Annotated in this window: 18 protein-coding genes; 10 read left to right on the forward strand and 8 right to left on the reverse strand. The window is 71.7% G+C overall.

Features of this window, described 5'->3' with window-relative positions; all coding sequences use genetic code 11:
• Window positions 1-34 precede the first annotated feature (34 nt).
• Window positions 35-1342, forward strand: coding sequence for an FAD-binding oxidoreductase (locus tag OG488_RS12815; RefSeq protein ID WP_329228857.1), 1308 nt, complete (start codon window positions 35-37; stop codon window positions 1340-1342).
• Here the strand turns inward: OG488_RS12815 and OG488_RS12820 are convergent.
• Window positions 1323-1916, reverse strand: coding sequence for a biotin transporter BioY (locus tag OG488_RS12820; RefSeq protein WP_329228859.1), 594 nt, complete (start codon window positions 1914-1916; stop codon window positions 1323-1325). The two genes, OG488_RS12815 and OG488_RS12820, sit on opposite strands and share 20 nt — an antisense overlap.
• Window positions 1917-2174: 258 nt before the next feature.
• Here OG488_RS12820 and OG488_RS12825 point away from each other — a divergent pair, with 258 nt between their 5' ends.
• Both OG488_RS12825 and OG488_RS12830 read left to right on the forward strand, forming a co-directional pair.
• Entirely contained in the window at window positions 2175-3566 is a 1392-nt protein-coding gene (locus OG488_RS12825) for an amino acid permease (RefSeq protein WP_329228860.1), read from the forward strand.
• Window positions 3567-3685: 119 nt separating this feature from the next.
• A complete protein-coding gene (locus OG488_RS12830) occupies window positions 3686-5101 on the forward strand; it encodes an amino acid permease (protein WP_329228862.1) in 1416 nt (471 codons plus the stop codon).
• 72 nt (window positions 5102-5173) lie between these two features.
• Here OG488_RS12830 and OG488_RS12835 read toward each other — a convergent pair whose 3' ends face one another.
• Entirely contained in the window at window positions 5174-5635 is a 462-nt protein-coding gene (locus OG488_RS12835) for a GNAT family N-acetyltransferase (RefSeq protein WP_329228863.1), read from the reverse strand.
• Between the two features lie 126 nt (window positions 5636-5761).
• Here OG488_RS12835 and OG488_RS12840 point away from each other — a divergent pair, with 126 nt between their 5' ends.
• Both OG488_RS12840 and OG488_RS12845 read left to right on the forward strand, forming a co-directional pair.
• Window positions 5762-6823: a glycerophosphodiester phosphodiesterase family protein gene (locus OG488_RS12840; RefSeq protein WP_329228865.1), complete on the forward strand. Its 1062-nt coding sequence runs from the start codon at window positions 5762-5764 to the stop codon at window positions 6821-6823.
• A 97-nt stretch (window positions 6824-6920) separates the two neighbouring features.
• Window positions 6921-7562, forward strand: a complete 642-nt coding sequence (locus tag OG488_RS12845; RefSeq protein ID WP_329228866.1) for a superoxide dismutase — start codon at window positions 6921-6923, stop codon at window positions 7560-7562.
• 148 nt (window positions 7563-7710) lie between these two features.
• Here the strand turns inward: OG488_RS12845 and OG488_RS12850 are convergent, their stop codons facing one another.
• From OG488_RS12850 to OG488_RS12865, 4 genes are all read right to left on the reverse strand, one after another.
• Window positions 7711-10932: a penicillin acylase family protein gene (locus tag OG488_RS12850; protein ID WP_329228868.1), complete on the reverse strand. Its 3222-nt coding sequence runs from the start codon at window positions 10930-10932 to the stop codon at window positions 7711-7713.
• Window positions 10933-11086: 154 nt separating this feature from the next.
• Window positions 11087-12559 carry a pyridoxal phosphate-dependent decarboxylase family protein gene (locus tag OG488_RS12855; RefSeq protein ID WP_329228869.1) on the reverse strand — a complete coding sequence of 491 codons (1473 nt, stop codon included), beginning with the start codon at window positions 12557-12559 and terminating at the stop codon, window positions 11087-11089.
• The gene (locus OG488_RS12860) at window positions 12549-13922 is read right to left on the reverse strand and encodes an MFS transporter (RefSeq protein ID WP_329228871.1); all 1374 of its coding nucleotides are present in this window, start codon (window positions 13920-13922) and stop codon (window positions 12549-12551) included. The genes OG488_RS12855 and OG488_RS12860 overlap by 11 nt, the downstream gene beginning before the upstream one ends.
• A gap of 111 nt (window positions 13923-14033) precedes the next feature.
• On the reverse strand, window positions 14034-14684 hold the full coding sequence (locus OG488_RS12865; protein ID WP_329228873.1) for a mycothiol-dependent nitroreductase Rv2466c family protein: 651 nt from the start codon (window positions 14682-14684) through the stop codon (window positions 14034-14036).
• A gap of 133 nt (window positions 14685-14817) precedes the next feature.
• Between OG488_RS12865 and pepN (OG488_RS12870) the strand changes: the two genes are divergently transcribed.
• From pepN (OG488_RS12870) to OG488_RS12885, 4 genes are all read left to right on the forward strand, one after another.
• Window positions 14818-17406 carry an aminopeptidase N gene (pepN, locus tag OG488_RS12870; protein WP_329228875.1) on the forward strand — a complete coding sequence of 863 codons (2589 nt, stop codon included), beginning with the start codon at window positions 14818-14820 and terminating at the stop codon, window positions 17404-17406.
• Between the two features lie 171 nt (window positions 17407-17577).
• A complete protein-coding gene (locus tag OG488_RS12875) occupies window positions 17578-18585 on the forward strand; it encodes a hypothetical protein (RefSeq protein WP_329228876.1) in 1008 nt (335 codons plus the stop codon).
• Window positions 18586-18728: 143 nt separating this feature from the next.
• Complete coding sequence (locus tag OG488_RS12880) at window positions 18729-22040, forward strand: S8 family serine peptidase (RefSeq protein ID WP_329228878.1); 3312 nt, start codon at window positions 18729-18731, stop codon at window positions 22038-22040.
• 184 nt (window positions 22041-22224) lie between these two features.
• Window positions 22225-23253, forward strand: coding sequence for an aspartate-semialdehyde dehydrogenase (locus OG488_RS12885; RefSeq protein WP_329228880.1), 1029 nt, complete (start codon window positions 22225-22227; stop codon window positions 23251-23253).
• Window positions 23254-23323: 70 nt separating this feature from the next.
• Here the strand turns inward: OG488_RS12885 and OG488_RS12890 are convergent, their stop codons facing one another.
• Together OG488_RS12890 and OG488_RS12895 are read right to left on the reverse strand one after the other, a co-directional pair.
• Window positions 23324-23476: a hypothetical protein gene (locus tag OG488_RS12890; RefSeq protein ID WP_329228882.1), complete on the reverse strand. Its 153-nt coding sequence runs from the start codon at window positions 23474-23476 to the stop codon at window positions 23324-23326.
• A gap of 42 nt (window positions 23477-23518) precedes the next feature.
• Window positions 23519-24019, reverse strand: a complete 501-nt coding sequence (locus OG488_RS12895; RefSeq protein ID WP_329228884.1) for a DUF1203 domain-containing protein — start codon at window positions 24017-24019, stop codon at window positions 23519-23521.
• A 113-nt stretch (window positions 24020-24132) separates the two neighbouring features.
• Here OG488_RS12895 and pepN (OG488_RS12900) point away from each other — a divergent pair, with 113 nt between their 5' ends.
• Complete coding sequence (pepN, locus tag OG488_RS12900) at window positions 24133-26721, forward strand: aminopeptidase N (protein WP_329228886.1); 2589 nt, start codon at window positions 24133-24135, stop codon at window positions 26719-26721.
• The last annotated feature ends 12 nt before the right edge of the window (window positions 26722-26733 follow it).

Raw genomic sequence — 26733 nt, forward strand, 5'->3', positions numbered from 1 at the left:
CCGCGATCCCGCGAGCGAACGGAGAGCCTTCCTCATGTCCGCCACCCCCGCTGTCGACAGCTTCCAGACCGGCTTCACCCTCGGCCCCGATCTCCTGGTCGAGGCCACCGGCGCCGAAGGCGTCCGGGCCGCGGTGCGGGACGCCGCGGCGCGCGGCCTGCCCGTCTCCGTCCACGCGACCGGGCACGGCCTGCCCGGCCCCGTCGAGGGCGGGGTGCTGATCAGCACCCGCCGGATGGACTCCGTGACGGTCGACCCCGGGCGCCGCACCGCCCGCGTCGGCGCGGGCGCGACCTGGGGTGCGGTGATCGCGGCGGCGGCACCGCACGGGCTCGCGCCGCTGAACGGCTCGTCGCCGGGCGTGGGCGCCGTCTCGTACACCCTGGGCGGCGGGCTGGGCATCCTGGCGCGGGAGTTCGGCTACGCCGCCGACCACGTCCGCTCGCTCGACGTGGTGACCGCCGACGGTGTCCTGCGCCACGTCACCCCCGACACCGAGCCGGACCTCTTCTGGGGTCTGCGGGGCGGCGGTCACCGGCTCGGTGTCGTGACGGGGCTGGAGATCGGGCTGGTGCCGGTGGCGCGCCTGTACGGCGGCTCGCTGGCCTTCGACGGGGACGCGGCCCCGGAGGTGCTGCGGCGCTGGCTGGAGTGGACCCGTACGGTCCCGGAGACCTGCACCTCCTCGGTGGCGGCCCTGCGCTACCCGGACATGCCGCAGCTGCCGGAGGCGCTGCGGGGCCGGTACGTGGTCTCGGTGCGCGTCGCGTACACCGGAACCACGGCCGACGGCGAGGCGCTGGTGGCGCCGTTGCGGACGGTCGGGCCCGCGCTCTCGGACTCGCTGCGGGAGATGCCGTACACCGACAGCCACACCATCCACAGCGACCCGCCGTTCCCGCACGCCTACTACGGCGAGGGGCTGATGCTCCGCGATCTGGACGCCGGAAGCGCCGCGCGGGTGCTGGAGCTGACCGGGCCGAAGGCACCGATGATGACCGTGGTCCAGCTCAACCACCTGGGCGGCGCACTGTCCGCCCGGCCCGCCGTGGACAGCGCGGTGCCCCACCGCGAGGCGGGGTTCCTGCTGCGGCTGCTCTCACCGCTGGACGGTACGGACGTGGCGGCGGTACGGGCGCTGTACGCGGAGGTGGCCGGGGAGACGGCGCCCTATGCCCTGGGCCGCGCGCTCAACTTCTCCTTCGGCGGCGGGGACCGCGCGGAGACGTACCGGGACTGCCACGGCCCCGGGACGCGCGAAAGGCTCGCCGGTCTGGTGTCGCGATACGACCCGGCGAGCCTCTTCGGTGGTCCCTACGGCATCAGCCGCGACGGCCGATGAGCTTCCAGGAGGCCGGCAGCGCGCCCATGGCCAGCGCCGCCTTGAGGGCGTCGCCGATCAGGAAGGGCACCAGGCCGGCCGCGACGGCGGCGCTCATCGACATCCCGGTGGAGAGGGCCAGGTACGGGACGCCGACGGCGTAGATGATCAGGGAACCGACCGCCATCGTGCCCGCGGTGCGCAGGACGGACCGGTCACCGCCCCGGCGGGCCAGACCGCCGACGACCGTGGCGGCGAGCAGCATGCCGAGGACGTAGCCGAAGGAGGCTCCGCCCGGGCCCGAGGAGCCCTCGGAGAACCACGGCATGCCGGCCATGCCGACGAGCGCGTACAGGGCGAGGGAGAGGAAGCCGCGGCGGGCGCCGAGCGCGGTGCCGATGAGCAGCGCGGCGAAGGTCTGGCCGGTGACGGGGACCGGGGAGCCCGGGACGGGCACGGCGATCTGGGCCGCGATGCCGGTGAGGGCGGCGCCGCCGACGACCAGCGCCGTGTCCACGGCGTAGCGGTGCCGGGCTGCGGGCAGCAGGTCGGCGAGGACCGCTCCGGAACGGACGGGGGCGGCAGCAGTGCTCATCGGGGACTCCGCGGGTGAGGTCGGCAGGCAGGACTGAGGGTGACGTTAGCCGACACCCTGTCGCCGGATCACCATCAGCCGCCCACAAAGCGGCGGTTGAGGCTCTAGTCGAGTTCGGACAAAGAGCGTTGCGCAATCCGGTGTGGGCGTGATGCTGGTCACGGAGGTGGGGGTGTGCCCGGGCCTCCGTTGGGGAAGGGGCACCGCCCCGTGAGACTGTAGGTTCCCCATAAATGATCCGAGAGTGATCCGCAGCTCATGCACGACGCGCCCCCCACGCACTCCCCCGTACGCCCCGAACCCCTGGCCCACGGCCTGAAGCAGCGCCACCTCACGATGCTCGGCCTGGGCGGGGTGATCGGCGCCGGGCTCTTCGTCGGGTCGGGCGCCGGGATCGCGGTCGCCGGACCCGCCGTCGTCGTCTCGTACCTGATCGCGGGCGTGCTCGCGATGCTGGTGATGCGCATGCTCGGCGAGATGTCGGCGGCGATGCCCGCCTCCGGGTCCTTCTCCGTCCACGCGGAGCGCGCCCTGGGCCGCTGGGCCGGCTTCAGCGTGGGCTGGCTCTACTGGTTCATGCTCGTGGTGGTGCTCGCCGTGGAGGCGACGGCCGCCGCGCAGATCGCCCACGGCTGGGTGCCCGCGGTGGACCAGTGGCTCTGGGTGCTGCTGTTCATGGTGGTGTTCACCGTGGCCAACCTGACGGCCGTGAAGAACTTCGGCGAATTCGAGTTCTGGTTCGCGGCGCTCAAGGTGACCGCGATCGTCGCCTTCCTCGTCCTCGGCCTGCTGGCGGTCCTCGGTGTCCTCCCGGACACCGACCCGGTGGGACTGACGAACCTCACGGGCCGGGGCGGCTTCCTCCCCAACGGCTGGGACGGCGTGGTCTCCGGAGTGCTCACCGTGGTGTTCGCCTTCGGCGGGCTGGAGGTCGTGACGATCGCGGCGGCCGAGACCGACGATCCGGCGCGCGCCGTGGGGCGTGCGGTGCGCAGCGCGGTCGTGCGCATCCTCTTCTTCTACGTCGGTTCGATGCTGGTGATCGTGACCGTGCTGCCGTGGACCGCGCAGCAGGCCGGGCTCAGCCCGTACGTGAAGGTCCTGGACTCGATCGGGGTGCCGTCGGCCGGGCAGATCATGAACATCGTGGTGTTCGTGGCGCTGCTCTCGGCCCTCAACGCCAATCTGTACGGCTCGTCCCGGATGATCTTCTCGCTGGCCGAGCGGGGCGAGGCGCCCCGTGGGTTGCTGAAGGTGTCGGGCGGCCAGGGCGGCGGTGTGCCCCGCAGGGCCGTGCTGGCGTCGGTGGCCTTCGGTTTCGTCTCCGTCCTGCTCAATCTCGGGTGGCCCGACACCGTCTTCCTCTACATGCTCAACTCGGTCGGCGCGGTGCTGCTGTTCGTCTGGGGTCTGATCGCCGCCTCCCAACTGCGGCTGCGGCGGCGGCTGGAGCGGGAGGCGCCGGGCGCGCTGGAGCTGCGGATGTGGTGCTTCCCCTGGCTGACCTGGGCGACCCTGGCCGGTCTGGTGGGCGTCCTGCTGCTGATGCTGACCGACGACGCGGCCCGTCCGCAGGTGCTCTGGTCGGCCGGTGCCACCGGACTCGTGCTGCTCGTGGCGGGCACCCGGGAGCTGCGGGCGAGGGCGTAGGCGGGTGAGCACCTTGTGTGAACCTGGTGACCGTATAGCGGACAGTTGTTCCCCGTGAGCGGGGCGGATGGCCACACTGTGGGCCGATCCCTGTCCCGACCAGTGAACTGAGCCTGTCCATGTCCCGGACCTCCGCGCCGCCCCCCACGGACGCAGCCGCCCCCACCGCCGACTCCGCGCTCACGCACGGCCTCAAGCAGCGCCATCTGTCGATGATCGCCCTGGGCGGCGTGATCGGCGCCGGGCTCTTCGTCGGTTCGGGTGCGGGCATCGCGGCGGCCGGCCCCTCGATCGTCATCGCGTACGGGGTCTCCGGGCTGCTGGTCATGTGCGTGATGCGGATGCTCGGCGAGATGTCGGCGGCCGATCCGGCGTCCGGCTCCTTCTCCGTCCACGCGGAGCGGGCGATCGGCCCGTGGGCGGGCTTCACCGCCGGATGGTCGTTCTGGGTGCTGCTCTGTGTCGCCGTCGGCCTGGAGGGCATCGGCGCCGCGCAGATCGTCACGGGCTGGCTGCCCGGCACGCCGGAGTGGGCCTGGGTCGCCCTGTTCATGATGATCTTCCTCGGCACGAATCTCGCCGCCGTGAAGAACTTCGGCGAGTTCGAGTTCTGGTTCGCGGCGCTCAAGGTCGTCGCGATCACACTCTTCCTGGTCCTCGGCGTCCTCGCGATCCTGGGCGTGCTCCCCGGCACGGACTCCCCCGGCACCTCGAACCTCACCGGGGACGGCGGTTTCATGCCGCACGGCTCCGAGGGCCTCATCATCGGTCTGCTCGCCTCCGTCTTCGCGTACGGCGGTCTGGAGACGGTCACCATCGCGGCGGCCGAGTCCGAGAACCCGGTGCAGGGCGTCGCCCGGGCGGTGCGTACGGCGATGTGGCGCATCGCCGTCTTCTACATCGGCTCGATGGCGGTCATCGTGACCCTCGTGCCGTGGGACGACCCCGAGGTCGCCGAGGTCGGCCCCTTCTACGCGATGCTCGACCACCTGGGCATCGGCGGCGCCGCCGAGATCATGAACGTGGTCATCCTGGTCGCCCTGCTCTCCGCCATGAACGCCAACATCTACGGCTCCTCGCGCATGGCCTGCTCCCTCGTCGCCCGCGGTCAGGGCCCCAAGGTGCTCGGCAAGGTCTCCTCGGGCGTCCCGCGCAACGCTGTGCTCGCCTCCTCCGTCTTCGGCTTCCTGTGCGTGCTCCTCAGCTACTGGCGCCCCGAGGACGTCTTCCCTTGGCTCCTCAACATGATCGGCGCGGTGATCCTCGTCGTCTGGATCTTCATCGCCGTCTCCCAGCTGATCCTGCGCAAGCGGCTGGAGCGCGAGGCCCCGGACCGGCTCGTCGTCCGGATGTGGCTCTACCCGGTCCTGACGGTCGTGGCGCTCGCGGCCATGGCCGGCATCTTCGTCCTGATGCTCCGCCAGCCCGACACCCGCGACCAGCTGCTGGCGACCGGGGTCCTGACCGCGGTGCTGGTCGTGACCGGCCTGGTCCGGCAGAAGCGGGCGGAGCGCCGCTCGCCCGCCGAGGGCTGAGCGGCACGGGCCTCCCCGCCGGCTCCCGGCGCTCGCGGGCACCCTCACCCGGCGAGGACGCGGGCGTACCGCTCACGAGGGCCGGGCGAGCACGATCCTGAGCAGCGGCAGTTCGCGCCCCGGGATCGAGCCGGACGGCGTGGCTCCGATCCGGACGGCTCCCATCGCCGTGCAGAACGGCTCGGCGTGCGGGTCGGCGTCGATGGTGAGCGCCTCGAAGCCCAGCCGGCCGGCCCGCGCCACGATGTGCTCGAACAGGAGTCGGCCGATGCCCCGGCCGAGGGCGCCGGGCTCGACGAACATCATGCCGAGGGCCCCCTCGGGCGGTTCTCCCGACAGGGCGGTGAAGCCCAGGAGGTGCCCGTCCTCCTCCGCGACCAGCGTGCGCCCGCCGGCCGTGTCGCCGGGGAGGACGGTCAGTTCCTCGCGGCAGGCGGCCATGAAGGCCTCGTCGTATCCCCAGTGGCCCTTGGAACGCAGGGCCAGAGCGGTCAGCAGGGCGGCTTCCGAGGGCCGCCCCGGTCGCACCCGCATGCCTTCCTCCTCCGTTGCCTGCCGAGTACCGTACGCGGGGCCGTACATGAGTGAGCAAGGTGCCGTCCGCCCCGGCGTGACCCCGTGTGGCTCCGGTGGTCGCTCCGCGCCCACCGAGGAGCCCGTATGTCCTTCCCCCATCCGCGACGCCGCTCGATCCTCCTGGCCGCGGCGGCCGTATCCGCCGCCGCCGCGGCCCCGGCCGTCGCCTCCGGACCGCAGGAGAAGCGCGGAGGCCCGCTCGTCATCGGCCACCGGGGAGCCGCCGGGTGGAGGCCCGAACACACGGCCTCCGCCTACATCTTCGCGGTACGGGCCGGGGCGGACTGGATCGAGCCCGACCTGGTCCCGACGAAGGACCACGTCCTGGTGGTCCGCCACGAGAACGAGATCTCCGGCACGACGGACGTGGCCCGCCACCCGGAGTTCGCCGGCCGCCGCACGACGAAGACGGTGGACGGCCGCGCCGTCACCGGCTGGTTCACCGAGGACTTCACCCTCGCCGAGCTGAAGACGCTGCGGACGGTGGAGCGGCTGCCCCTGGTCCGCGACCGCAACACGGTCTTCGACGGCCGCGAGCCGGTCATGACCTTCCAGGAGGTCGTCGACCTGGCCCGCGCCCTGTCGAAGGAGCACGGCCGCCGGATCGCGGTCTTCCCGGAGACGAAGCACCCGACGTACTTCCGCTCGGCCGGCCTCCCCCTGGAGCCGGAGCTGATCCGGCTCGTCCGCCGCAACCGGCTGACCGCCCGGGACTGCGTCGTCCAGTCCTTCGAGCCGTCCAGCCTCCGCGAGATCGCCGCGGCACGCCTCGGCCTCCCCCTCTGGCAGGCGCTGGGGACGAGCGGCGGGCCGTTCGGTCACCCGGTGACGTACGCGGACATGATGACGCCGGCCGGGCTGCGCGAGATCGCCTCCTACGCCGGGTGGATCGGCCCGGACAAATCCTCGCTGGTGCCCCCGCTCACCCTCCTGGCCGACGCCCACGCCGCCGGCCTCCGGGTCGGGGCGTACACGTTCCGCGCCGAGAACCAGTTCCTCCCCGCCGTGTACCGGAAGGGCACGGCGCCGAACGACTTCGGGGACGCGTTCGGCGAGTACGCCTTCCACTTCGGGCAGGGCGTGGACGCCGTGGTGACGGACTTCCCCGACCTGGCGGCGGCCGCGCGCGACGACTTCACGGCCTAGGACCAAGGACTGATCACCTTCGGGCCCTCCTCCTGCTAGCCTGCAATTGCGAAAGAGTTGCAATAACAACCATGCAGCAGTTGGAGGGTTCGAACCCATGGCCACGTACACGCTTCCGGAACTCCCGTACGACTACGCGGCGCTCGAACCGGTCATCGACCCGCAGATCGTCGAGCTCCACCACGACAAGCACCACGCCGCGTACGTGAAGGGTGCGAACGACACCCTGGAGCAGCTGGAGGAGGCCCGCGACAAGGAGGCCTGGGGCGCGATCAACGGCCTGCAGAAGAACCTCGCCTTCCACCTCTCCGGCCACATCCTGCACTCGATCTACTGGCACAACATGACCGGTGACGGCGGCGGCGAGCCCCTGGCCACGGACGGTGTGGGCGACCTGGCCGACGCGATCACGGAGTCCTTCGGTTCGTACGCCGGCTTCAAGGCCCAGCTGACGAAGGCCGCGGCGACCACGCAGGGCTCCGGCTGGGGCGTCCTCGCCTACGAGCCGGTGAGCGGCCGGCTGATCGTCGAGCAGGTCTACGACCACCAGGGCAACGTCGGCCAGGGCTCGGTGCCGATCCTGGTGTTCGACGCCTGGGAGCACGCCTTCTACCTGCAGTACAAGAACCAGAAGGTGGACTTCATCGAGGCCATGTGGCGCGTCGTCAACTGGCAGGACGTGGCGAAGCGTTACGCCGCCGCGAAGGAGCGCGCGGACGTGCTGCTGCTCGCCCCCTGACGGCCTCGGACGGCCTCGGACGGCCCCTGGAGCGTCCTGCCTCGTGATCGTCTTCTCAACCTTCACCCGGCAGGCGGATGAACGGAGAACCCCCGCGAGGACATGACTCGCGGGGGTTCTCCCATGGACGCGGCAGGCGGGCCGGCCGTCAGCGGCCGTAGACGCCGATCTCGTTGAGCGAGTACCGGTTGTCCGTACCCCGCTGGGTGGCGTGGATCCGCACGTACCGGGCCGTGGTCGGGGTGAACGCGCGGTTCTCCACGCCCCCGCGCCCCGCCGTGGTGGTGTGCACGGTGCGCCAGGTGGTGTTGTCGGATGACACCTCGATCCGGTACTGGAGGGCGTACTGGTCGGACCAGTTCAGCGCGACCCTGCCCACCTGGCGGGCGGAGCCGAGGTCGACGGTGATCCACGCGGTGGCGACCGTCTTCGACGCCCAGCGGGTCGACACGTCACCGTCGACGGCCTTCCTCGGCGGGTAGGAGACGACCACGGCGTCCTGGTAGTCGGAGGCGGTGACGGCCGCCCCCGTGGCCAGGTTGGTCAGGTCGTCCGTGCGCCGGGCCGGGAACTCCACCACCTGCTGGTAGGTCGGCCGGTTCTGCCAGGCGACGCGGGGCACGGTGATGCCGCCCATCGCACGGTGCACGATCGAGTCGGCGCACACCTGGCTGCCCGCGGTGGAGCAGTACCTGTCCGCCGGGTAGATCTGTGCCGCCGGGGTGGCCGCGGCCGTGGAGAGGGTCGACAGCAGCACCTGACGGCAGGCGGCGAGCGCGCCCGATCCGCAGAAGGTGGCGTTGAGCGGGCTGCCGACGCTCCGGCCGAGCACCGACCTGAGGTCCTTGTCCACGTAGGCCCACCAGCCGTGCTGGAAGGACGAGCCCTTGTGCGCCTCACTCGCGGCGATGCCCGCCCCGGTGGACCCGCTGCCGTTCTGGCCGCCGGACGGCGACTCGTTGATCGGGGCCACCGCGGTCAGCGCCTGGTAGAGACCGGTGCCGAGCCCCGGCGTGAACACCCCTTCGACGAGCAGCGGCCACCAGGCGTCCAGGATGCGGATGGCCTCGGCGTGCGCGTAGGTGCCCGATCCCTTCGCGGTCTCCCTGCGGTGGCCGCCGGCCGCCTCCCAGGCGCGCAGCTTCTCCACGGCGGCGGACAGCGCCGGATCGGTCACGGCGGCGGAGTCGATGACGTCGAGGACGGTCGGCAGCACCTGCTCGGCCCGCAGGTCGACGGTGGCCGCGTCCTCCATCGCCTTCACCAGCGCGGTGCGGGTGACACCGCCCGCGGCGACCAGCGCGGAGACCCGGTCGTCGAGGATGTCCGCGCGGTGGACGGAGCCGTTGCCCCAGGCCGAGGCGAAGCCCTTGGCCTGCTTGTTGTTCCAGCTGACGTAGTAGTCCTGGTCCACGGACTGCGGGTGCTGGGCCGGAGGTGTGACGGCCGAGGTGTTGAGCGCCGGGTTCCAGTCCTTCCACTCGTACGCCGTCGTGGCCAGGATCGGCTTGTCGGGGTCGGTGTCCGCCGCCCGCACGGGATTGGCGCCGGAGTTGTAGTACGCCGTGTGGTCGGCGTCCGCGTAGAACCAGTTGAAGGTGTAGCCGATGTTCTGCGCGGCCTTCTGGAAGGTCTGCGCGGAGGTGATCTGCCCGGGGTCGTTGAACTGCTGGAAGCCGATCACCGAGTCGATGTCGTGGTGGTAGGTGGAGCGCAGCGCGGTGAAGGCGACCGGCTTGCCGCCGACCTTGCCCGTGTGGGTGACCAGACCGTACGCCGTCCGCTCGGTGACGAGGTCGTAGGACCCGGCCTTGGTGGCGTCGGCGGTCGTCGGGGACCAGCTGTTCTTCTTCGTCAGCGTCTCGACCGGCGTGCAGACCCCGCGCAGCCGGTAGTGCTTCGACGCGGTCGTGGGCGTGGCGCCGGACGGTTCGCAGAGCTCGACGGCGAAGGTGTCGGTGATGTCCTGGTTGGCGGAGGTGGGGCTCCAGGAGTAGTCGAGCCCGCGCCCGATCTCGACGTAGAAGCTCAGGCCGGGGAAGGAGGCGCCGCGCGAGCGGAGTCCGGGGCCTTCGAGTTCCTGGACCATGAGCAACTGGGGTGCGTAGTAGCCGGTCTGGGGTCCGTAGACGGCCACGGGGTGGCCGGACGCGGTGTGTTCGCCGGAGACCACCAGGGCGTTGGACATGCCCTTCTTCGCCGTGATCAGGTCGGCGGGCAGGATCCCCTCGGCGGTGGCCTTCGTCGCGGACGCCGCGGCGGCGCCCGTCCCGGTCCCGTTCCGGGCGTGCTGGTACGTGGCCACCGAGCCGTCGTCGGGGACGGCGACCCCCACCGGGGAGGCCGGGGAGTTCGCGTACGGGTAGGTCCCGCTGTGCTGGGTCGTCGTGGCCTCGCTGTCGGTCTGCGCCCGCCAGGCCTTGTAGGCGGCCGTGCCGGCGGCGGCGCCGTACTGCTTCCGGAAGGCGATCTCGGCGAGCGCGTTCTCGACCTCGCCGCCGCCCCCGCCGCCGAAGATGGCGCCGATGACGGAGGAGATGGCCACGACGTCGGTGGCGGTGAAGTCCTGGATGGCGGAGCCGTGTCCGGTCAGCTCGTACTCACCGGGGTAGGTGTCGGCGCCGAGGGTGTCATCGATGAACGCGTTGATCCCGGACACGTAGTCCTGGATGTCCTGGTAGGCCTGGTTCCCGGCGGCGCCCGAGTCGCGGACCCGCTCCAGCTGGGCCCTCAGGTCGTCCTCGGTGTACGGGGCGACCGCCCAGAGGCTCTGTTCCAGGGTGCGGTTGCCCGCCGCGCCGCCCGCGAACGACGACAGCTCGCCGCGTCCGACGTGGCGCAGGACGTCGATCAGCCACAGCCGGTCCTGACCTGCCGCGTAACCGGCGCCGAACTCCGTGCCGGAGCGGGTGGTGCCCTTGATGTGCGGGGTGCCGGTGGCCTTGTCGCGGGTGATGGTGACGCCGGCGCGCGGCGACACCGTGCTCTCCACCTGGCCGGGGGCCACCCCGAACGACGCGTCGTTGAAGTAGGCGGCGAGCTGGTCCGCGGTCAGACCGGAGTAGTCGTGCAGGAGGTTGTCGTACGGCTCGATCTGGTCCGCGGAGTGCTTGGGGCGGGTGCCGACGGTCTGGTGGAGCAGGATTCCCGCGAGGGTCGCGTGGCCGTTCTGGCCCGCCGGGAGGATGTCCTGGCACTGGCCGAGGCAGGGGTCACCGGCGGCCGGTACGGGATCGACGCCCGGGGCGGCCTCGGCCGGGGAGGCCGTGGCGAGCGACGCGAGCAGGGACGCCGCCGCGAGCGCGGAGACCAGCGCGGTGCGGAGTCTCGGGCGGCGCCGTGGTGGCGGGGGAACGGGTGCAGGGGTCACCGGAACCTCTTCGGGAAGGAACGGGAGTGCGGGGGCGCCGGAACAGTAACCGCGCCCGGGGCCCCCCGGACAGACCGCGACGAGATCTTCCGCACGACTGCAACAACCCGTTCACGCAAGGCCGTTGACGCCAACCGCCCGGCGGGACGGACGGCTACGGGACGCGGAAGACGGACCCGATGAACTCGGCGAGCAGCCGCTCCTTGAGCGCACCCGGCAGGGCGTCCAGCAGGACGAGCACGGGCGCCATCCGCCCGGGCAGTCCGGCGCCTTCCCCGAGTCCGGCGAACGCGAGGACGCCCGCGATCTCCTCCGGTCCCAGTGAGTCCGGGTCCAGTTCGGCGGCGAACGCGGCGAGCGCCGGGTCCACCGCCACCGGCTCCAGGCCGCGGGCCTTCGCCAGGGCGGTCCCGAGGTCGCCGAGCAGGGCGTCGACCTGGCCGACCGTCGCCGGGGTGAGCGTGAGGTGGAGGTTGGGAGGGAGGCCGTCGAAGGAGAGCTGCGGCTGGAGGTACCAGCCGAGCTCACGCATCTCGTCCGCGAGGTGGAGGAGCAGGCTGAGATCGGGGTCGCCGTCCCCCTCCCGGCTGACGGTGAACGCCACGAGCCCGGCCGCCGGGTCGCCGAGCACCCGTACGCCGTCGAGGGAACGCAGCCCCGCCAGCAGCCGGTCCGACGCCTCGGCGACCCGGCCCGCGAGCGCGGTGTAGCCCGCCTCTCCCACGTACTGGAGGACGGCCCAGGCCTGGGCCAGCAGGCCGCCGGACTTGGTGCCCTGCACGGTCGGGTTGACGACCGGGTAGCCGGGCCAGCCGGCGTGCGCGAAGTACTGGTGGCGGCGGAGCTCCGCGTCGCGGTAGAGGACGACGGAGGCGCCCTTGTCGGCGTACGCGTACTTGTGCAGGTCCACCGAGAGGGAGGTCACGCCGGGCACGGAGAGGTCGAAGGGCTCGACCTCGCGCCCCGCGCGCCGCAGGTAGGGCAGGATCCAGCCGCCGATGCAGGCGTCCACATGGCAGAGCACCCCGCGTGCGGCGGCCGCCGCGGCGATCCCGGCGACGGGGTCGATCACTCCGTGGGCGTACGAGGGCGTGGAGGCCACCACCAGCGCGGTGCGGTCGGTGAGCGCGGCGGCCGTGGCCGCCGCGTCGGCACGGAAGGTGACGGGGTCGACGGGGACGACGACCGTCTCCACACCCAGGTAGGCGGCGGCCTTGTGGAAGGCGGCGTGGGCGGTGGACGGCAGGACCAGCTGGGGCTCGGTGATCCCGCGCACCGTCCTGGCGTGGTCGCGCGCGGTCTTGACGGCGAGCAGGATGCTCTCCGTGCCGCCGCTGGTGAACGTCCCCTGGGCGCCGGGCGCGCCGAGCAGCGCGGCGACCGCGCCGACCACGTCGTTCTCCAGCCGGGCCACGCTCGGGAAGACCGTGGGGTCGAGTCCGTTGACCGTCGCGAACGCGGTGTACGCCTCGGCGGCCAGCTCGTCGAGGCCCTCCAGCCCCGCGTCGTAGACGTAGGCGAAGGTGCGGCCCCCACGGGTGGGCGCGTCCGCCTCGCGCAGGGCGCGCAGCTCGGCGAGCACCTCGGTGGCGGGGCGGCCGTCGGGCAGGGCGGGGTCAGTCGGCACGGGCGGGCTCTTCCTGGAGGGGGCGGGTCACGGTCGGGGTCTCGCGGTAACGGTGGAGCAGCAGGAGGCTCGCCGCGGCGAGGACGGCGGGCAGCACGCTCATCCCGGCGGTGATCCCCGTCAGCGCCGCGTCCGGCTGCTCCACATGGTGCGTGGCGTCGGAGGAGCGGAAGCCGGTCAGGGCGAGGACGAGGGCGAACACCCCGGCGCCCAGCGCGAAGGCGAGGGTCTCGGCCGCGGTCCACAGCCCGGTGAAGGTGGCGGCCCTGCGCCTGCCGGTGGCGACGGCGTCGGCGGCCAGGGTGTCCGCGAGCATCGTCAGGGGGAGCAGCTGCAGCCCGGCGTAGGCGATTCCGACGAGGACGACCGCGGCGTAGCCGACGGCGGGGCCCACGGCCCCGGTGAAGGCGAGGAGCACCGCCCCGGCCGTGTAGAGCAGGGACGCGCACCACTGGGCGTACGTCACGCCCTTGCGGCGGGCCAGCCGGTTCCACAGCGGCATGAAGAGGACCAGCGGGCCGATCAGGCAGGCGAACAGCGGGGTGACCGCGCCCGGCGAACCGAGGGTGTACGTCGCGAAGTACTGGACGCCGGCGAGCATCACGCCGATGGCGAGGGCCTGGAGCGTCCACATCCCGGCCAGGTGGAGGAACGGCCGGTTGGAGCGGGCCGCGGCGAGCTGGGCCCGGAGGGAGGGCTCGGCCTCGCTGCGGGCGACGGCCGGGGCGCGGCGTGTGGCCGCCCAGGCCCCGAACATGCCGAGGGCCAGCAGCACGGCGACGGCGGCGCCCATCAGCCGGTAGCTCTCCGGGGTGTCACCGTCGGCGTGCGCGATCGCGGGGGCCAGCGCGCCGGACAGCAGGATGGCGACGCCGAGGAACCCCACCCGCCAGCCGAGGACGCGGCCGCGTTCGTGCGGGTCCTCGGTCATCTCGGCCGGCATGGTCACGTACGGCACCTGGAAGACGGCGTACGCGGTCGCGGCGAGCAGGAACAGGACGGCGACGTAACCGGCTGCGGGGGCTCCCCGCAGCGGCGGCGCGGCGAAGATCAGCGCGAAGAGCGGCGGCAGGGTGCACGCGCCGATCAGGAGGAACGGCCTGCGCGGTCCGCCGCGCAGGCGGCTGCGGTCGGAGAGGGCGCCGACCAGCGGGTTGATCAGGACGTCCCAGGCCTTGGGCAGGAAGACGGCGGCTCCCGCGACGGCGGCGGGCACGGCGAGGACGTTGGTGAGGTAGTAGAGCAGGATCAGGCCCGGCACAGTCGCGAAGGTGCCCGTGCAGAGCGAGCCGAGCCCGTAGCCGATCCGCACGGTGGGCGGGAGGGGCGGGGCCGCGTGGTGATCCGAACCGGCCGCTGGCATGGGCAGATCCTGAACGATGTTCATCTTTTCGGCAAGACCCGTGCCGCACGTGAAACATGATCGCCACACCGCGGGCGGGGCACGGCGGCCCCGCCCGCGGCAGGAGCGGGGTCAGTCGAAGACGGGACCCTGCGTGCGGGTCCGCTTGATCTCGTAGAAGCCGGGGATCGACGCCACCAGCAGCGTGCCGTCCCAGAGCCGGGCCGCCTCCTCGCCCTTCGGGGCGGGGGTGACGACCGGGCCGAAGAAGGCGATCTGCTCGCCGTCGGCGCCGGGGACGGCGATGACCGGGGTGCCGACGTCCTGGCCGACCTTGTCGATGCCCTCCTGGTGGGAGGCGCGCAGCTCCTTGTCGTACGCGTCGGAGTCGGCGTACTCCAGGAGCTCGGCCGGCAGGCCGACATCCGCCAGGGCGCCCGCGATCGCCTCGCGGGTGGGGCCCTCGCCGTTGTTGTGGATGCGGGTGCCGAGCGCCGTGTACAGCGGTCCGACGATGTCGTCGCCGTGCTTCTGCTGGGCGGCGACCACGACACGGACGGGCGCCCAGGCCTTGGTGCGCATCATGTCCTGGTACTCCTCGGGCAGCTCGTCGAGCCGGGGCTCGTTGAGCACGGCGAGGCTCATCACGTGCCAGCGCACCTCGACGTCGCGGACCTTCTCCACCTCCAGCATCCAGCGGGAGGTCATCCAGGCCCAGGGACAGAGCGGGTCGAACCAGAAGTCGGCCGGGACCTTGACGCCGGCCGTGCTGTTCTCGGGCATGTCTCTCCTCATGAGGTCGGTCTGCACCTGACCCCCGGAACACCACGGGGCCCTCCCGCCATTCCCGTGCACCGGCCCGGACGGCCGCATGGGAGGATCAAAGGTCTTCGAACGAGACACAAAGGAGTGCTCCGTGCCCGGTGAGAACCTGTCCCGCGACGAGGCCCGCGAGAGGGCCGAGCTGCTGACCGTCGACGGTTACGAGGTCGCCCTCGACCTCCGTTCCGCCGTCGGTGAGCCCGACGGGGGCGACGACGCCGGTCCGCGCACCTTCCGCTCGCAGACCACGGTCCGCTTCCGCGCCGCCCGCGCCGGAGCGTCGACCTTCGCCGATCTGCTGGCCCCCTCCGTGACCGCGGTGACCCTGAACGGCCGGGACCTGGACCCCGCGGCCGTCTTCGACGGGACCCGCATCGCGCTGGAGGACCTCGCCGGCGGCGAGAACGTCCTGGTCGTCGACGCGCGGTGCGCGTACAGCCGGACCGGCGAGGGCATGCACCGCTTCGTCGACCCGGAGGACGGCGAGGTCTACCTCTACACGCAGTACGAGCCGGCCGACGCACGGCGCGTCTTCGCCAACTTCGAGCAGCCCGACCTCAAGGCGCCCTACCGCTTCGAGGTCACGGCGCCCGAGGGCTGGCAGGTCCGGAGCAACGGCGCCGAGGAGTCCCACGAGGGCGAGGTCCACCGGTTCGCGGAGACCCTGCCGATCTCGACGTACATCACGGTGGTCGTCGCGGGTCCGTACCACTACGTGAGCGACACCTACACGCGTACGTTCGACGACGGTACGAAGCTGGAGATCCCGCTCGGCGCGATGTGCCGCAAGGGGCTCGCGCGCCACTTCGACGCGGACGACGTCTTCCTGATCACCAAGCAGGGCCTGGACTTCTTCCACGACCACTTCGACTACCCGTACCCGTTCGGGAAGTACGACCAGGCGTTCGTGCCCGAGTACAACCTCGGCGCCATGGAGAACCCCGGTCTCGTCACCTTCCGCGAGGAGTACATCTACCGCGGCAAGGTCACCTCGGCCTCCTACGAGCGCCGCGCCAACGTCATCCTGCACGAGATGGCGCACATGTGGTTCGGCGACCTGGTCACCATGCGGTGGTGGGACGACCTGTGGCTGAAGGAGTCCTTCGCGGACTTCATGGGGACCTTCTCGATGGTGGAGGCGACGCGCTTCACCAACGGCTGGATCACCTTCGCCAACAACCGCAAGTCCTGGGCCTACCGCGCCGACCAGCTGCCGTCCACGCACCCGATCACGGCCGACATCCGTGACCTGGAGGACGCCAAGCTGAACTTCGACGGCATCACGTACGCCAAGGGCGCCTCGGTGCTGAAGCAGCTCGTGGCGTACGTGGGACGGGACGCGTTCCTGGAGGGCGCGCGCCGCTACTTCAAGCGGCACGCGTTCGGGAACACGCGGCTGGGCGACCTGCTCTCGGTGCTGGCCGAGACCTCCGGTCGCGACATGACGGCCTGGTCGCGCGCCTGGCTCCAGACGGCGGGCGTCAACGTCCTCACACCGGTCGTGACGTACGACGGCGAGGGCCGGATCGCGGAGCTCGCCGTGACGCAGGAGGCCGCGGCCTCCCACCCCGAGCTGCGGCCGCACCGGGTCGCGGTGGGCCTGTACCGGCTCTCCCCCGAGGGCGAGCTCGTGCGGTACGCCCGCGCGGAGACCGACGTCGCGGGCGCGCGGACCGTGGTCACCGAGCTGGCGGGGGCCGAGAAGCCCGACCTGGTCCTGGTCAACGACGACGACCTCACCTACTGCAAGGTCCGCTTCGACGAGGTGTCCCTGGGCACCCTGCGCGAGCACCTCGGTGACATCACGGACCCGCTGGCGCGGGCGCTGTGCTGGTCCGCGCTGTGGAACCTGACCCGGGACGCCCTGCTGCCGGCCCGGGACTTCGTGTCCCTCGTACTGTCGTCCGCGGGCCGTGAGTCGGACATCGGCGTCCTGCAGATGCTGCACGCCTGGGCTCAGTCGGCGCTCGTGCACTACGCCGCGCCCGCCTGGCGCGAGGAGGGCGCCCGGGCGCTGGCCGAGGGCGCCCGGGCGGAGCTGCGGCGCGCGGAGCCGGGCAGCCAGCACCAGCTGACGTGGGCCAGGTTCTTCGCGGCCGTCGCGGCGTCGGACGAGGACTTCGAGCTGCTGGGCGGGCTGCTCCACGGTTCGGCCGTGATCGACGGACTGGACGTGGACCAGGAGCTCCGCTGGGCGTTCCTGTCCTCTCTCGTCTCGTACGGGAAGGCCGACGAGGCCGCCGTCGACGCCGAACTGGCCCTCGACGACACCGCGTCCGGCAAGCGGCACCACGTACGGTGCCTGGCCTCGCGTCCCTCCGCCGCGGTCAAGGCGCAGGCGTGGGCGACGGTCGTGGAGTCGGACAAGCTCTCCAACGCCCTCGTCGGCGCGACGATCGCCGGCTTCGAGCAGCCCTCCCAGCGGGAGCTGCTGGCCCCGTACACGGCGTCCTACTTCGAGGCGATCGAGCGGGTGTGGGCCGAGCGTTCCATCCAGATCGGCATGGACGTCGTCAAGGGCCTGTTCCCCGGGCTGCAGGACGATCCCGCGACCCTCACCGCGACGGACGCGTGGCTGACCTCGCACCCGGACGCGGCACCGGCGCTGCGGCGGCTGGTCCTGGAGGCGCGGGACGACCTGGCGCGGGCGCTCCGGGGGCAGGAGCGCGACGCGGCGGCGTGAGGTTCCGGTGCGCGCCCCGCACGCGTGTGCGGGGGGCGCACCGCACAATCCCCGTCGCGCCCCCTCTTTTCGGCATTCGAACTGTCGTGCTTTAGGACGGCGTTGTCCTGGATTGTCGACGGACGTGTAACACGGGTTACGGCGCCGCGAGCCTGCGGGAACCTCCCGGGCATGAACCGGAACGCCCCCCTCTCCCCGCGCCCCGTCCACGAAGTGAGCCACCGCGTGCAGTCCGCCTCGCAGTTGCGCGCCCACGGCGTGACCGCCGCGCAGACCGCCGCGCAGTGCCTGCCCGGCGGCCCCTGGCAGCAACTGCTCCCCGGCGTGTACCTCCTGCACCCGGAACCGCCCACGAACGACGACCGGGTGCGCGGCGCCCTGCTGTACGCGGGACGGCCCCCGGCCGGCGTCCGGCGGACCGTGCCCGCCCCGTCCGGACCCGGTTACGGCGAGGCCATGGTGACGGGCCTGGCCGCCCTGGCCCTGTACGGCTTCGCCTCCGCGCCCCCGATGATCGCGCTGCACCGGATCGACGTGCTGGTCCCGCGCACCAGGCGACTGCGCTCCACCCGGTTCGTGCAGGTGACCCGTTCCGCGGACCTGCCCCGGCCGCAGCGCCGGCTCGGAGTGCCGCTGGCTCCCGCGGAGCGGGCCGTTGCCGACGCGGTGGCGACGCTGACGGACGCCCCGACGGTGCGCCGGATCCTGACGGAGGCGGTGCGTGGCGGGCACTGCGAGCCCGCGGCCGTCGTGCGGGAGCTGAACGCAGCCGGACTGCTGGGCCGCGCGCACGTGGGGGACGCCGTCGACGCGCTGCTCGTCGAGAGCCGGGCGGCGGCGGAGGGCAGGCTGTACGAGATGGTGCGCACCCATGGGCTGCCCCAGCCGCTGTGGAACGTCGAGCTGTCCCTGCCGGGCGGCGGATCGCTGGGCGGGGTGGACGCGTTCTGGCCGGAGCAGGCGGTCGCGCTCGAACTGGGCTCACGCTCGCCCCGGGAGGAGCACGTCGTCTTCGCCGCGGAGCGGGAGCACCTGGAGAGGCTCGGGGTCACGGTGGTGCGGGTGGCGCCGAAGCAGTTGCGCGAATCGGCCGCGCAGCTGTCCGTCGTGCTGCGTACGGCGATGATGGCGGCCGAGGACCGCGAACCGGCCGCCTACCTGGCGGTCCTGCCCCGCTGAGTGGCGCGGTGGTGCCGATGGCGGATCTCCGCCATGTCCCTGTTCGATCACCGCCAACTCTCCACAAAACCCTGTCTTTTACGAAAGGCTGAGCGGTCATCGGGTACCGAATTCCGGACTCTCTCTTTCTTTCACAAACAGGGATGCTGATGACCAAGGAATCCCCCAGCTCCATACCCGGGGCGAGACGCGCGGCGCGCATAGCCGCAGCGGCCGGTCTGGCGGCCGCGCTGGCCGCCTCCGGCGCCGCCCCGGTGTTCGCCGCCGACGACCCGGCGCCCTCCCCCGTGAAGCCCGCCGCCACGAGCGCGAAGGGCGACAAGCTGGGCGAGGCCGACGCCGGTGTGCTGGCGAAGGCCGAGGCCGAGGGCGAGAAGACCATCACCATGATGGTCGCCACCACCCCGGGCGCGACCGAGCAGGTCGCCGAACAGCTGGACTCCGTCAAGGGGTCCGTGCTGGGGCGGACGTACGACAAGCTCGGCTACGTCCGGGCGACCGTGCCGACCGCGACCGCCGAGGCCACCATCAAGGCGGCGCAGAAGCTCTCCTCCGTCCAGGGCATCGATCTCAAGCAGGAGATCAAGCTGGACGACCCGACGCCCGCGGGCGACCGGGCCACCGGGGCGAAGCAGCCGAAGGACACGGGCAGTTACGCGGCCCCGGGCAGGAACACCCCGGCGAAGAACCCGTACAACCCGTCCTTCGAGACGGGCGCGGTCGACTTCGTGAAGCAGCACCCGAAGGCCGACGGCCGCGGGATCACCATCGGTGTCCTGGACTCCGGTGTCGACCTCGGCCACCCCGCACTCCAGAAGACCACCACCGGCGAGCGCAAGATCGTCGACTGGGTGACGGCGACCGACCCCGTCAGCGACGGCGACGGCACCTGGCTGCGGATGACCGCCGCCGTGGCCGGCCCGACGTTCACCATCGGCGGCCGCACCTACTCGGCGCCGGAGGGGTCCTACAAGATCCAGCTCTTCTCCGAGGCCGCCACCAAGGGTGGCGACATGGCCGGGGACCTGAACCGGGACGGGGACACCACCGACGTCTGGGCCGTGCTCTACGACGCGGTCGCCGGCACCGTCCGGGTGGACCTGGACAACGACGCGGACTTCGGCGACGAAGCCGTGCTCAAGCCGTACAAGGACAAGCACCAGGTCGGCTACTTCGGCACGGACAACCCGGCGACGCAGATCGTCGAGCGCATCCCGTTCGTCGTCGAGACCCGCAAGGACGTCGTCTACAACGCGGCCGGCGCCAAGGCCGACTTCGTGAACATCGGCGTCATCGAGAGCGAGCACGGCACCCACGTCGCGGGCATCACCGCGGCCAACGGCCTGTTCGGCGGCAAGATGAACGGCGCGGCGCCCGGCGCCAAGGTCGTCTCCTCGCGTGCCTGCACCTGGTCCGGCGGCTGCACCAACATCGCGCTGACCGAGGGCATGATCGACCTCGTCGTCAACCGCGGCGTCGACGTCGTCAACATGTCGATCGGCGGCCTGCCGCCCCTCAACGACGGCAACAACGCGCGCGCCGAGCTCTACAAGCGCCTCATCGACATCTACGGCGTCCAGCTGGTCATCTCGGCCGGCAACGAGGGCCCCGGCGTCAACACCATCGGTGACCCCGGCCTCGCCGACCACGTCATCTCCGTGGGCGCGTCGATCTCCAAGGAGACCTGGGCCGCCAACTACGGCTCGAACGTCACCAAGAAGTACGACATGCTGCCCTTCTCCTCGCGCGGCCCGCGTGAGGACGGCGGCTTCACGCCGACCCTGACGGCACCGGGTGCGTCGATCAACACCACGCAGACCTGGTTCCCGGGCGGTCCGGTCAAGGAGGCGGGCTACACCCTCCCCGCCGGCTACTCCATGCTGCAGGGCACCTCGATGTCCTCGCCGCAGGCCGCCGGTGCGACCGCGCTGCTGCTGTCCGCCGCGAAGCAGAAGCACATCGAGCTGCCCCCGGCCGACCTGCGGACCGCGCTGACCAGCACGGCCACCCACATCGACGGCGTGCCCGCGCACGCCCAGGGTGCCGGTCTGATCGACATCGTCGGCGCCTGGAAGCAGATCGAGAAGCAGGGCACCCCGGCGCACGAGTACACGGTGAAGGCCCCGGTCGACACCGCGATCGACTTCGCGCTCAAGGACCCGGGCTTCGGCACCGGCCTGTACGACCGCGAGGGCGGCCTGAAGACCGGCCAGACGAAGTACTACGACATCACCGTCACCCGCACCACGGGCCCGGACCGCGACGTCCAGCACAAGCTGTCGTGGAAGAACAACGACGGCACGTTCGGGCTGAGCAGCCCCGAGTACGTCTCGCTGCCGCTCGGCACCCCGGTGAAGATCAAGGTCAGGGCGAAGCCCGTCAAGGACGGCGTCCACAGCGCCATCCTGCAGGTGGACGACAAGAAGACCTCCGGCATCGACCAGCAGATCCTCTCCACGGTGGTCGTCGCCAAGGACCTCGTGAAGCCGGGTTACGCGTTCTCGACGACCGGCTCGGTGCAGCGCAACGGCACCACGTCGTACTTCGTGAACGTCCCCGAGGGCGCCGAGACCCTGGAGGTCGCGCTGAGCGCCCTGCGCTCGGGCAGCCAGACGCGGTTCATCTCCATCCACCCCTACGGGGTCGCGGTGGAGGACAGCTCCACGATCAACTGCTACCCGAACTACGAGAACCCGGCCAACACCTGCCGTCCGGACACGCGCTCCTACAAGGCCCCGCAGCCCGGCGTCTGGGAGATCGAGGTCGAGTCCCGCCGTACGTCGCCGCTGCTCGACAACCCGTACAAGCTGGACGTCTCGCTGCTGGGCGCCTCCTTCGACCCGGCGGTGCAGACCATCGCCGAGGCGAAGATCGGCACCCCGGCCGCGGTGAACTGGACGGTCACCAACAACGCCGGTGACCTGAAGGGCTCCCTCAAGGGCGGCTCGCTGGGCTCGGCGGACGTCGAGCGCCCGTCGATCTCCACCGGCGGCGAGTACACCAAGACGGTCACCATCGGTGAGGGCGTCGAGAAGCTCGACGTCGCCATCGGCAACACCTCGGACGCCAACGCCGACATCGACCTGTACGTCTACTCCGAGGACGGCACCGAAGTCGGAGCCTCGACGACGGCGGGCTCGGAGGAGTCGGTCAGCCTGGTGAAGCCGGCGGCGGGCACGTACACCGTCGTCATCGACGGCTACTCGGTCCCGGCCGGGACCACCGAGTACGACTACCGGGACGTGTACTACGCCCCGTCGCTCGGCGCGATCAAGGTCGACGAGTCGAAGGCCGTGAACCTGGTCAACGGCGCGTCCGCCCAGGTCGGCGCCGAGGTCGTGGTCGCCGGAGCGGCTCCCGAGGGCCGGCAGTTCTTCGGCGAGGTCCAGCTCGTGAACGCCCGCGGCACCGCGGCGGGCACCGGCAGCGTCGTGATCGAGAAGGTCACGCCGTAGCCGTAGCGACGGTGTGATCCGTACGACACCGGAACACTGTGGGGCGGGGGCTCGCAAGGGCACCCGCCCCACAGCGCTGTGCGCGGCCTGTCCGCCTGCCGGACAATGGATTGGACATAGGGGCCATGGACATAAGCATCATGGACCGGCAACCGTGCCCGTTCGCGTCTGTGAGGGAGTTCTCGTGAAGGTCGGAATCGTCGGCGCCACCGGTCAGGTCGGCACAGTCATGCGCAGGATCCTGGCCGAGCGGAAGTTCCCCGTCGCCGAGCTGCGGCTCTTCGCCTCCGCCCGTTCCGCAGGCTCCACCCTCGCGTACGAGGGCACGGACATCACCGTCGAGGACGCCTCCACGGCGGACTACACCGGGCTGGACATCGTGCTGTTCTCCGCGGGCGGCGCGACCTCGAAGGCACTGGCCGAGAAGGTCGCCTCCCAGGGTGCCGTGGTGATCGACAACTCATCCGCCTGGCGCAAGGACCCCGAGGTCCCGCTGGTGGTCTCCGAGGTCAACGCGCACGCGATCAAGAACCGCCCCAAGGGCATCATCGCCAACCCGAACTGCACCACGATGGCCGCCATGCCCGTGCTGCGCCCCCTGCACCAGGAGGCGCAGCTCGACGCGCTGACGGTCGCCACCTACCAGGCGGTGTCGGGCTCCGGCGTCGCGGGCGTCGCGGAGCTGCACGGCCAGGCCTCCAAGGTCGTCGCCGACGCGGACAAGCTGACGCACGACGGCGGCGCGGTCGACTTCCCCGAGCCGGGCGTCTACAAGCGTCCGATCGCCTTCAACGTGCTGCCGCTCGCGGGTTCGATCGTCGACGACGGCTCCTTCGAGACGGACGAGGAGCAGAAGCTCCGCAACGAGTCCCGCAAGATCCTGGAGATCCCGGAGCTCAAGGTCTCCGGCACCTGCGTCCGGGTCCCGGTCTTCTCCGGCCACTCCCTCCAGATCAACGCCCGTTTCGCCCGCCCGATCAGCGTGGAGCGCGCCTACGAGCTGCTCAAGGACGCCGAGGGCGTCGAGCTCTCGGAGATCCCGACCCCGCTTCAGGCGGCCGGCAAGGACGCCTCGTACGTGGGCCGCATCCGGAACGACGAGACGGTCGAGCACGGCCTCGCGCTGTTCGTCTCCAACGACAACCTGCGCAAGGGCGCCGCGCTGAACGCGGTCCAGATCGCGGAGCTGGTGGCGGCGGAGCTCAAGGGCTGAGCCGTCGTACGGTGAAGGGGTGGCCACCGGACTCCGGTGGCCACCCCTTCCTCGATGTGCCGGGCCTCTGTCACCGCGTCTCGCGGTCTGCTTCCTGATCGGCCTTCCTCAGCAGTGCGACCGCCACGTGGAGCACAGCCGAGCGGGACGGCAGGCCGGCCGCCGTGGCATACGCGTCGAGGAAGTCGATGTCCTCCTGCGGCAGATTCACGGTGATCCTCATGGCACCATCCTGCCGGAGAGTCCGGTTCCCGGAGTCCCGCCGTCAGCCGGCCCGCACCTCGAAGTGGAAGCACCCGTACTCCACGGCCCGTACGTGCGCCAGCACCACCCGCGGGTCCGCGAACGCCTCCGCGAGGGCCGCGTCGAAGCCCTGCTCCTCCTCGGCCGGGATCTCCAGCAGCCGGCCTCCGACGATCCTGCCGTCGGCGTCGTAGCGCCGGACCGTGCGCAGGGCGCCCGCCCGGGAGAACGGATAGCCGGGCCGGTCGTCCGCCGGCCCCTCGCACTCCTCGGCGTGGACGAAGACCGGCCCCTGCTCGTCGTACGCCCCGGGGCGCGCCCAGGTCTCCACCGCCCAGCGGCGCAGCGGCGCGTAGGAGACCAGGGCGATCCTCTCGCCCGGTTCGGCGCCGCGCAGGCAGCAGCGCAGGGGCTCGCCGCCCTCCGTGGCCGTGTACGGGACGCAGGGCCGCCCCGCGTCGTCGGTCGTGCGGAGCTCTTCCAGGGTGTCCGGCCCGATGGGCCGCGCCTCGTATGCGGTCATGGTCCGAGGGTGGCCCGTGCGCCTCCGCCGGTCCGGCGGAAAACGGACATCGCGTTGGGCGCTCCGTACGTGGAAGGATGGCGAAAACATCGCACATCAAAGGAGATGACCGCGTGCCTGGCACGAATCTGACCCGCGAAGAGGCACAGGAGCGGGCGCGCCTGCTGACCGTGGACGCGTACGAGATCGATCTCGACCTCTCCGGCGCGCAGGAGGGCGGCACCTACCGGTCCGTCACCACCGTGCGCTTCGACTCCGCCGAGGACGGTGCCGAGACCTTCATCGACCTGGTGGCCCCCGCGGTCCACGACGTCGTGCTGAACGGCAGGAGCCTCGACGTCGCCGCCGTCTTCCGGGACGCCCGGATCGCGCTGAAGCACCTCCGGGCCGGCACCAACGAGCTCAAGGTCGTCGCCGACTGCTCGTACACGAACACGGGTGAGGGGCTGCACCGCTTCGTCGACCCGGTCGACGAGCAGGCCTACCTCTACACCCAGTTCGAGGTGCCGGACGCCCGCCGGGTGTTCGCCAGCTTCGAGCAGCCCGACCTGAAGGCGACCTTCCGGTTCACCGTGAAGGCCCCGGCGGGCTGGACCGTGATCTCCAACTCGCCGACGCCCGAGCCGAAGGACGACGTCTGGTCCTTCGAGCCGACGCCGCGCGTCTCCACCTACATCACGGCCCTGATCGCCGGCCCGTACCACGCGGTGCACAGCAGCTACGAGAAGGACGGCCAGTCCGTCCCGCTCGGCATCTACTGCCGCCCCTCGCTCGCCGAGTACCTGGACGCGGACGAGATCTTCGCGGTCACGCGTCAGGGCTTCGAGTGGTTCCAGGAGAAGTTCGACTACGCGTACCCGTTCGCCAAGTACGACCAGCTCTTCGTCCCGGAGTTCAACGCCGGTGCGATGGAGAACGCCGGCGCGGTCACCATCCGCGACCAGTACGTCTTCCGCTCGAAGGTCACGGACGCGGCGTACGAGACGCGGGCCGAGACCATCCTCCACGAGCTGGCCCACATGTGGTTCGGCGACCTGGTGACCATGGAGTGGTGGAACGACCTCTGGCTGAACGAGTCGTTCGCCACGTACACCTCGATCGCCTGCCTGTCGGACGCCGAGGGCTCCCGGTGGCCGCACTCCTGGACGACGTTCGCCAACTCCATGAAGACGTGGGCGTACCGCCAGGACCAGCTGCCGTCGACGCACCCGATCATGGCGGACATCCAGGACCTCGACGACGTCCTGGTGAACTTCGACGGGATCACGTATGCGAAGGGCGCCTCGGTCCTGAAGCAGCTCGTGGCGTACGTCGGCAAGGACGCGTTCTTCCAGGGCGTGCAGGCGTACTTCAAGGCGCATGCCTTCGGGAACACGCGCCTGTCGGACCTGCTGGGCGCGCTGGAGGAGACCTCCGGCCGTGACCTGAAGACCTGGTCGAAGGCGTGGCTGGAGACGGCCGGGATCAACATCCTCCGCCCGGAGATCGAGACCGACGAGAACGGCCACGTCACCTCGTTCACGGTCCTCCAGGAGGCCCCCGCGCTCCCCGCCGGGGCGAAGGGCGAGCCGACACTGCGCCCGCACAGGATCGCCATCGGCTGCTACTCCTTCGACGAGACCGGGGCCGGGGGCGGGAAGCTGGTCCGCACGGACCGGATCGAGCTGGACGTCGACGGCGAGCGGACCACCGTGCCGTTCCCGTCCGGCACGGCCCGCCCGGCGGTCGTCCTGCTCAACGACGACGACCTGTCGTACGCGAAGGTCCGCCTCGACGAGGAGTCGCTGCGGGTCGTCACCGCGCACCTGGGCGACTTCACCGAGTCCCTGCCGCGCGCGCTGAGCTGGGCCTCGGCCTGGGACATGACGCGCGACGGCGAGCTGGCGACGCGCGACTACCTGGCGCTGGTCCTCTCCGGGATCGGCAAGGAGACGGACATCGGCGTCGTGCAGTCGCTGCACCGCCAGGTGAAGCTGGCCCTGGACCTCTACGCCGCCCCGGAGTGGCGCGAGGCGGGTCTGAACCAGTGGACCGAGGCGACGCTGGCGCACCTGCGCGCGGCGGAGCCGGCCAGTGACCACCAGCTGGCGTGGGCCCGCGCCTTCGCGGCGACGGCCCGCAGCCCGCTCCACCTGGACGTGCTGCAGTCGCTGCTGGACGGCACCCAGGAGATCGAGGGCCTGGCCGTCGACACCGAGCTGCGCTGGGCGTTCGTGCAGCGCCTGGCCGCGACCGGCCTGCTCGACGAGGAGGAGATCACCGCCGAGTACGAGCGCGACAGGACGGCGGCCGGCGAGCGCCACGCGGCCTCCGCACGCGCGGCCCAGCCCTCCGAGGAGGCGAAGGCCGAGGCGTGGGCGTCGGTCGTCGAGTCGGACAAGCTGCCGAACTCCCTCCAGGAGTCGGTCATCGACGGGTTCGTGCAGACCGAACAGCGTGAGCTGCTGGCTCCGTACGCGGAGAAGTACTTCACGGCAGTGAAGGACGTCTGGGACACCCGCAGCCACGAGATGGCCCAGCAGATCGCCGTGGGCCTCTACCCGTCCCTCCACGTCTCGCAGGAGACCCTGGACGCCACGGACGCCTGGCTCGAAGCGGTGCGGCCGAGCGCGGCCCTGCGCCGGCTGGTGTCGGAGTCCCGTTCGGGCGTGGAGCGTGCGCTGAAGGCGCAGGCGGCGGACGCCGCGGCGGCCACCGCCTAGCGGCCCCGGCCC

It is taken from the genome of Streptomyces sp. NBC_01460, assembly GCF_036227405.1.
GTDB lineage: Bacteria > Actinomycetota > Actinomycetes > Streptomycetales > Streptomycetaceae > Streptomyces.

What these genes read in the sequence shown, in the direction of transcription:
- OG488_RS12815 (WP_329228857.1), top strand. Translation starts at nt 35, where the DNA reads ATGTCCGCCACCCCCGCTGTCGACAGCTTCCAGACCGGCTTCACCCTC.
- OG488_RS12820 (WP_329228859.1), bottom strand. Translation starts at nt 1,916, where the DNA reads ATGAGCACTGCTGCCGCCCCCGTCCGTTCCGGAGCGGTCCTCGCCGAC.
- OG488_RS12825 (WP_329228860.1), top strand. Translation starts at nt 2,175, where the DNA reads ATGCACGACGCGCCCCCCACGCACTCCCCCGTACGCCCCGAACCCCTG.
- OG488_RS12830 (WP_329228862.1), top strand. Translation starts at nt 3,686, where the DNA reads ATGTCCCGGACCTCCGCGCCGCCCCCCACGGACGCAGCCGCCCCCACC.
- OG488_RS12835 (WP_329228863.1), bottom strand. Translation starts at nt 5,635, where the DNA reads ATGCGGGTGCGACCGGGGCGGCCCTCGGAAGCCGCCCTGCTGACCGCT.
- OG488_RS12840 (WP_329228865.1), top strand. Translation starts at nt 5,762, where the DNA reads ATGTCCTTCCCCCATCCGCGACGCCGCTCGATCCTCCTGGCCGCGGCG.
- OG488_RS12845 (WP_329228866.1), top strand. Translation starts at nt 6,921, where the DNA reads ATGGCCACGTACACGCTTCCGGAACTCCCGTACGACTACGCGGCGCTC.
- OG488_RS12860 (WP_329228871.1), bottom strand. Translation starts at nt 13,922, where the DNA reads ATGCCAGCGGCCGGTTCGGATCACCACGCGGCCCCGCCCCTCCCGCCC.
- OG488_RS12865 (WP_329228873.1), bottom strand. Translation starts at nt 14,684, where the DNA reads ATGCCCGAGAACAGCACGGCCGGCGTCAAGGTCCCGGCCGACTTCTGG.
- OG488_RS12875 (WP_329228876.1), top strand. Translation starts at nt 17,578, where the DNA reads ATGAACCGGAACGCCCCCCTCTCCCCGCGCCCCGTCCACGAAGTGAGC.
- OG488_RS12880 (WP_329228878.1), top strand. Translation starts at nt 18,729, where the DNA reads ATGCTGATGACCAAGGAATCCCCCAGCTCCATACCCGGGGCGAGACGC.
- OG488_RS12890 (WP_329228882.1), bottom strand. Translation starts at nt 23,476, where the DNA reads ATGAGGATCACCGTGAATCTGCCGCAGGAGGACATCGACTTCCTCGAC.
- OG488_RS12895 (WP_329228884.1), bottom strand. Translation starts at nt 24,019, where the DNA reads ATGACCGCATACGAGGCGCGGCCCATCGGGCCGGACACCCTGGAAGAG.